The 5,870-nt window shown below is 67.6% G+C and carries 8 protein-coding genes and 2 pseudogenes; 6 read left to right on the top strand and 4 right to left on the bottom strand.

The features are described from left to right. Positions 1-222, bottom strand: a 222-nt coding sequence (locus ACFU8Q_RS38335; protein ID WP_384463850.1) for a hypothetical protein, incomplete at its 3' end; no start/stop codon positions are given. Positions 223-269: 47 nt separating this feature from the next. On the opposite strand from ACFU8Q_RS38335, the pseudogene ACFU8Q_RS38330 reads away from it, so the two are divergent. Both ACFU8Q_RS38330 and ACFU8Q_RS38325 read left to right on the top strand, forming a co-directional pair. Continuing rightward, positions 270-947 (top strand): annotated as a pseudogene (locus ACFU8Q_RS38330) (DNA cytosine methyltransferase); the annotation flags it as partial. Further along, on the top strand, positions 947-1,909 hold the full coding sequence (locus tag ACFU8Q_RS38325; RefSeq protein WP_384463847.1) for a DnaB-like helicase N-terminal domain-containing protein: 963 nt from the start codon (positions 947-949) through the stop codon (positions 1,907-1,909). The pseudogene ACFU8Q_RS38330 and the gene ACFU8Q_RS38325, both read left to right, overlap by 1 nt. Here the strand turns inward: ACFU8Q_RS38325 and ACFU8Q_RS38320 are convergent. Then, a pseudogene (locus ACFU8Q_RS38320) lies at positions 1,894-2,324 on the bottom strand (IS982 family transposase); the annotation flags it as partial. The gene ACFU8Q_RS38325 and the pseudogene ACFU8Q_RS38320 overlap by 16 nt on opposite strands. Before the next feature lie 289 nt (positions 2,325-2,613). On the opposite strand from ACFU8Q_RS38320, the gene ACFU8Q_RS38315 reads away from it, so the two are divergent. Beyond that, on the top strand, positions 2,614-3,483 hold the full coding sequence (locus tag ACFU8Q_RS38315) for a class I SAM-dependent methyltransferase (protein ID WP_384463844.1): 870 nt from the start codon (positions 2,614-2,616) through the stop codon (positions 3,481-3,483). A gap of 99 nt (positions 3,484-3,582) precedes the next feature. Here ACFU8Q_RS38315 and ACFU8Q_RS38310 read toward each other — a convergent pair whose 3' ends face one another. After that, positions 3,583-4,344 (bottom strand): hypothetical protein, encoded by a 762-nt coding sequence (locus ACFU8Q_RS38310; protein ID WP_384463855.1) that lies wholly within the window; start codon positions 4,342-4,344, stop codon positions 3,583-3,585. A 144-nt stretch (positions 4,345-4,488) separates the two neighbouring features. Here ACFU8Q_RS38310 and ACFU8Q_RS38305 point away from each other — a divergent pair, with 144 nt between their 5' ends. From ACFU8Q_RS38305 to ACFU8Q_RS38295, 3 genes are all read left to right on the top strand, one after another. Continuing rightward, entirely contained in the window at positions 4,489-4,677 is a 189-nt protein-coding gene (locus tag ACFU8Q_RS38305) for a hypothetical protein (RefSeq protein ID WP_384463852.1), read from the top strand. 238 nt (positions 4,678-4,915) lie between these two features. Continuing rightward, positions 4,916-5,125: a hypothetical protein gene (locus ACFU8Q_RS38300; RefSeq protein ID WP_384463841.1), complete on the top strand. Its 210-nt coding sequence runs from the start codon at positions 4,916-4,918 to the stop codon at positions 5,123-5,125. Continuing rightward, a complete protein-coding gene (locus tag ACFU8Q_RS38295) occupies positions 5,122-5,343 on the top strand; it encodes a hypothetical protein (protein WP_384463838.1) in 222 nt (73 codons plus the stop codon). The genes ACFU8Q_RS38300 and ACFU8Q_RS38295 overlap by 4 nt, the downstream gene beginning before the upstream one ends. 272 nt (positions 5,344-5,615) lie before the next feature. Here the strand turns inward: ACFU8Q_RS38295 and ACFU8Q_RS38290 are convergent. After that, positions 5,616-5,870, bottom strand: a 255-nt coding sequence (locus tag ACFU8Q_RS38290; RefSeq protein ID WP_384463835.1) for a CsbD family protein, incomplete at its 5' end; no start/stop codon positions are given.

Below are 5,870 nucleotides of genomic sequence, written 5' to 3'. Positions count from 1 at the left end.
ACCGTCACCGGTATCGACCCCGAGGGCGCCACCGTCGACGGCTACGAGGCCACCACTACCAACCGGGTCACCCTGCGCCTCACCGCCGACCAGATTGAACTTCTGGACCTCCCCGCTGGCCCCGAGTACGAGATCGACGGCTTCGTCACCGACACCGACGGCAACGAGGTCACCCTCCCCGCCACCATCGCCTACACCGCCCTGCCCGCCGTCTGGCTGCATCCCCTCGAAGAACCCGTCCTCCTCGCCCCCAGCACCGCCCGGTTCTACCGCCCACGCACGCGCGAACGGCCGAGCCGGAGACGCTCTTCGGCCCGGGACGCGACCGATGGGTGTCCATGGCCGAGGCCCTCGGCTGGGGGGCCACCGACCGTCCCGTGCCGACGGTGTGCGCAGGCGGCGGACCCGGTGGAGGCCCAGAACCTTTCCCCTCCGGCTCCCGCAAATCCCTGTCCAATGCCCGCGACCGCGGCACCTGGAAGCAGCCCCCTGCCGACCCGGGCGTCGCCCTCAAGGCTCGGCGCAGAGGTTATGGCAACGGCACCCACGAGGACCGCCCAACCAATGGGACCGCCCCCGCGTTCACGGCGCAAACCCACCGCTGGTCCTGGTCACTGCGGAGCAACAACCAGGCCAACGCCACCGTCCGACCGCAGTCCGAGCCGGCGGGGACGCTGTTCTTCGGTCACCGCGCCAACGAATGTGTCTGGGTCGCAGAACCAGAGCAGGGGCTGGGCAGACAAGGCGCGGCGCCGGAGCCGATCCGGATCACGGCCCAGGAGGCGGGTGTTCTGCAGACGTTTCCCGCCGGCTATCCGTGGGCCGGCAACAAGGGCCAGATGTTCTCCCAGATCGGGAACGCTGTACCCCCCAGGCTCGCGGCCCATTTGCTGGCGCCGTACCTCGGCAAGACGGTCAGCCCCAACGACTTCGCCCTGGCGGCCTGATGGCCAACAACCCGTTGCTGGATGAGGACTTCGGCATCGGTGATGTGCCGGTGCCGCCGCCGGTGCACTACGTGGAGCAGGCCCTGCTCGGCTCACTGCTCCTCGACCCGAGGCTCCTGGCGGACACCGGCCCGCTGAAGCCCGACCATTTCGACGACCGTGCCCATGCCGCGCTGTTCGCCGCCATGCGCGCCGTGCCAGCGCCCGACCCGGAGCGGCACATAAAGGACCCGGTCTGGCTGAACTCGGTTCTGGAGCGGGCCCGGCCCGAGGCTCCCGGCCTCACCGTGTCCTACCTGCACTCGCTCGTCCAGGTCAGCCGCTGGCCCAAGCACGTCGGCGCGTACGCGCTCATGATCAGGGCCGATCACGCCCGCCGCACTTTGAAGGCGCAGGCCGAGCAACTCGCCCGAACATCGACCGACATCACCCTGCCGAACCCTGCCACCGCGACCCTCGCACAGGCCGACATCCTGACCTGCTATGTGGATGAGCTCGCCGGACAGTTCGCGCCGCACCCCGGATCCCTGCCACGCACCCCTATGCCCGCACCCCCGCCACGGGGCACCGGTGAGGAAGTCCTGGAGGAGGAGCGCTTGTTCCTGGCGACGGCGACCGCGCACCCGACCAGGCTGACAGCGATGCGGTGGCTGCAGTCCGGCGACTTCGCCCATCCGTTGCACGGCGCCCTGTTTCAGTGCGTAACCGCGCTGGTGCACCGCGGCGATCCCGTCGACCCGATCACCGTGCTCTGGGAGGCCCAGCACCGTGGCCTGCTCACCGCGGGCACCGTTCCGGCAGACCTCATCTCCCTCGTCTCCACCCCCGTCGGGTCACCCGAGCACTGGGGCGAACGCATCCTCCAGCGCGCCGTTCTCGCCCAGGCGCACACCGTGGCCCTGCGCATCACGGCATTCGCCGACGACCCCTCCAACACCCCGCACCAGTTGCTGGCGCAGTAGCCGTACTGCGCCCATCCGGCCAAGTCGGAGCGCTTGACGGTCTCCCTGGAACGGCCGCACTCGACCGGCGTGGAGTCCACCACCCACACGTCGTCGGTCCACAACGCGGTGTCAACGCACGCGTGACCTGTCGGATGAGCTCCGCAGCCTGGCGCAGTCTCTTGTTGTAGCCGGGCTGCTTCGGCAGGTACGGGAACAGGTGTCGCAGGTGGGCCCGGGCATGCCGGAGCCACCGGGCCTCGGAGGTGTAGCCGAGCATGGCCTGCATCATTGACAGCGTCACCAGTTCGGCGTCGCTGTGCTGTGGCGCTATGCCGACCGCCGGCCGCCACGGGGCGAGCTGCGGCGAACCCTGCAGCAGGTCGTCCGTCTTCACGTAGAGTGCGGTCGCGAGGGAGTCCAAGTCTGTCTTCACACACTGATCTTGGACTCCCTCGCGTTGTCCGCGCAGCCGCCCTGGCAGGTCGGCGGAATTTGCCGGAGATGGAGTGCGACTGGAGCTGTTCCTGCCGGTGGGCAACAACCGCTGTGGGCGGTAGCGCGACCAAAGGTTCTTGCTCCGACGTCTACTGCTGGCGGCGTCGCCCAGCACCCCGGCCTGCTCCGGGCCCTATCCCTGAGCCCGGTGCCGTAACAGCAGCAATGGCCAACACCGCCGTTCAAAGGAGGGGCGCGTCCGGCGACTGCCTTGTAGGGTCCGGGAAATGACCACAACTCCCTCGTCCCGCAGCTCCAGTTCCGACGCCGCCGAGATGTTCCTGCGCGACTTCCACAACAACGGACCCGGACGCCAGTCGGTCAACACGGAGCGGGCCCCGCTCGCCGACGGCCGCACCAGTTACCAGGTCCTGGCCGCCGAGGTCGCCGGAGCCCGCCGGGTGCTTGACCTGGGCTGCGCGGACGGCGCGCTGCTGGAGGTGCTGGCCGCAGCCGGTGCCGAGGAGCTGGCGGGCATCGACCTGGCGGACCAGGAGCTGGCGCTGGCCCGGATGCGTCCCGCCCTCACATGTGCGGACCTGCGGCAAGGGCGGGCCCAGGAACTGCCCTTCGCCGACAACTCCTTCGACGCCGTGGTGTCGCACATGGCGCTGATGCTGATGCACGACGTGGACCGGATAGCCGCCGAGGCGGCTCGGGTGCTGGCGCCCGGCGGCCGGCTCGCCGTCGCCGTCGGGGGCGGGGCCGTCGACGGCCAGGCTATGAGCCTGTTCCTGACCCTTGCCCGCCCCTACTTCAAGGCGGCATCGCCGGAGCGGTCCATGCCGCGGCTCGGCGACGGCAGGGCCCGCAGCCGGGAGGGCCTGGACGAATTGTTCGGCCCAGCCGGATTCGCGCCGGTGAGCTGGGACACCGTCGTCATCGACATGGGCGGCACCCCGGAACAGGTCTGGGACTCCACCACCGAAGCCTTCTACGACATGGGGGTGCTCGACCCGGAGCAGACCGCGAGCCTGCGCGCCGAGTTCCTCGCCGCTGCCCCAGCCCTGCTGGACACCGACGGCCGTATTCCCTCCGGCATGCGCCTCAACATCGCCACCACCCGGCTACTCCCCACTCACCATGGGGCGAACTGATCGCCACAGGACCTACCCCTTGGAATCGATCATCTAGGAAACCCATGGTGACGGTCACTATCGACCAGGGCAACGGTGAGGGCCAGGAGCAGCGAGAGATCAAGCTGGGATCGTGGGTGGGCAATCAGCGCTCACGGGCAGCGTCGTTGAAGCCAGCGCGGGTGGAGCAGCTGTCGGCGATCGGGATGCGCTGGGTATAGGGCGCCGCCATGACCACCGTCTCGGCCACCATCGGTATCGGGGGATGGAGGGGATGCCTACTGTGGCGCTCTGGCGCTCATAGGACAAGGGTGCAGTGAGGGTGACCGGGGAGTGATCACCGACGGTGATGTGGATATTCTGTGCGGCTCGATGCACCTGTTCGACAGTTGGTTCTTGCTTTCCAGGTGCCATGGCTGAACGCAGTTCTGCGACGAACTCCAGCATTCGATTGCGCATCTGTTCAAGAACGTCGTGGAGGGCTGACACGTGGGCTGCCCAGTACACGGTTTCCACCACAACGCCGCGGTGCTGCTGCTCGTAGGTCATCATCCGGGCGAGCTCAGCAGCGCCCGGCAGGCTGAGCTTCAGGGGCTCGTGAGGATCCTGCTCGGCAACAAGGGTTTGTATCTTGCTGACGCTGAACCTGATGGGCAGTTCCTCAGTGACGAGGTTCCGGGCGACCTCCGGTAGGTCCAGCGCGCTAATTGTTTCGCCCCGTGCTTCCCAGAACGCGGATCGCGCGTCCACCTGCAGTGGTGCTGCGATCGTTCGGTAGGAAGGCAGTTCTTCCAGAGGGCCGTTGTAGCCACGAAGCTCGTGCATAGCCCATGTGCGTAGGGGTTCCGAGAAGGCAGGGCCGGCACCGTGACGATCGTCGATGCCGCGGCCGGATCACCGAGCGCCGTGAATACGGCGGCCCCGTCCCGACCGGCAGCGACTACACCCGCGCCCTGTACGAGTACGCCCCCGGTGGCCAGCTGAAGAAGATGACCGGACAGGGCGGTCTGGACGTACGGCTACGACCTGCGCGGTCGCAAGACCACCTCCACCGACCCCGACAACGGCCGAATCGACACCACATACAACGACGTCGACCAACCGCTGACGGTCACTACCACCCTCAATGGCATCTCCCGCAGTCTGATCACCGACTACGACGAGCTCGGCCGCAAGACCGGCACCTGGGGGGGAAGGACAACGCCCACCAGCTGACCAAGTCCACCTACGACTCCCTGGCCAAGGGGCAGCCGACCGCCTCGATCCGCTACGTCGGAGGCACCACCGGCAAGATCTACTCTCAGGTCGTCACCGCCTACGACGGGCTCGGCCGCCCCAAGGGCACCAAGACTTGTCATCGCCGCCACCGACCCCCTGGTCACTGCTGGCGCGCCGCAGACGTTCACCACCTCCACCACCTACAACATCCGACGGGACCGTCCAGTCCACCTCGATGCCTGGGGTGGCCGGCCTGCCCGCCGAGACTGTGGCCAATAGCTACAACGGCCTTGGCATGCTCACCGGCACCGACGGCATGACCGACTACGTCCAGGACATCGGCTACTCCCCGTACGGCGAGATCGAGGAAACCCGCCTGCGCACCTTCACCGGCGCCAAGCAGCTCTGCGGTCTGTCGTACTGCACGGCGACTGCGACACGGTGACCAGCGCCGACGCCTCCCTCGACTTCCACCGGGCGCGCGCCGTACAGTCCCGCGCCGGCATCATGCTGATCCGCCACGGGGACCACGCGATGCTGCGCCGCTCCAGCCTCTGGCACCGTATGGTCACCGGACTGGTCGCGGACCTTCTCAGGCCGGACGAGCGCGGTGCGGGCCTGGTTGCAGCGAGCTGCGCGGTCGGCACTCCTCCCTTCCTGTGATCACTGCGATCACCCACTGACGGCCTCTCTCCGTGAGCCAGGGTCGCGGACATGCCACGATGACTACCGGAGCGCAACTTCGGGTTCGTGGGGGAGACGGCCGTGTCGTCACTCACCGGACGGTTGCAGGGGGCGCCATGGCTGATCCCAACGCAGCAATGTCCTCCCGAGGGCGGGCGAGTCGGCACCGGGCGCACCGGACGCGCGCCCGCCGTTGCCCCGAGTGCGGCGGGTCGGCGTCGTGGCTGTCAATGCCTCGGCATGTCCATTCTTCAGTGCTTGAAGACGTCCTTGCCCTTCTCAACTACCTGCTTCACCTGTCCCTTCGTCTTCTGGGCCTTCCCCTTTCCCTCCAGACTTTCATTGCCCACGGCCTTCCCGGCCGTTTCCTTGGTTTTCCCCTTTGCTATTGTTCCGATATTCTTGGTCTTTTTTCCGATGCCCATGCCGTGCTCCCTGGGATCATTCGGGTGGTGGCAGCAGAGTTCCGAGCGGTCCGAGATCCAAATTGAGATCTTCCATGGAAA

The organism is Streptomyces sp. NPDC057543 (assembly GCF_042801895.1).
In the GTDB taxonomy this organism is placed as follows: domain Bacteria; phylum Actinomycetota; class Actinomycetes; order Streptomycetales; family Streptomycetaceae; genus Streptomyces.
The sequence above is the reverse complement of the archived record's forward strand: the minus strand, read 5'-3'. Positions and strand labels throughout refer to the sequence as shown.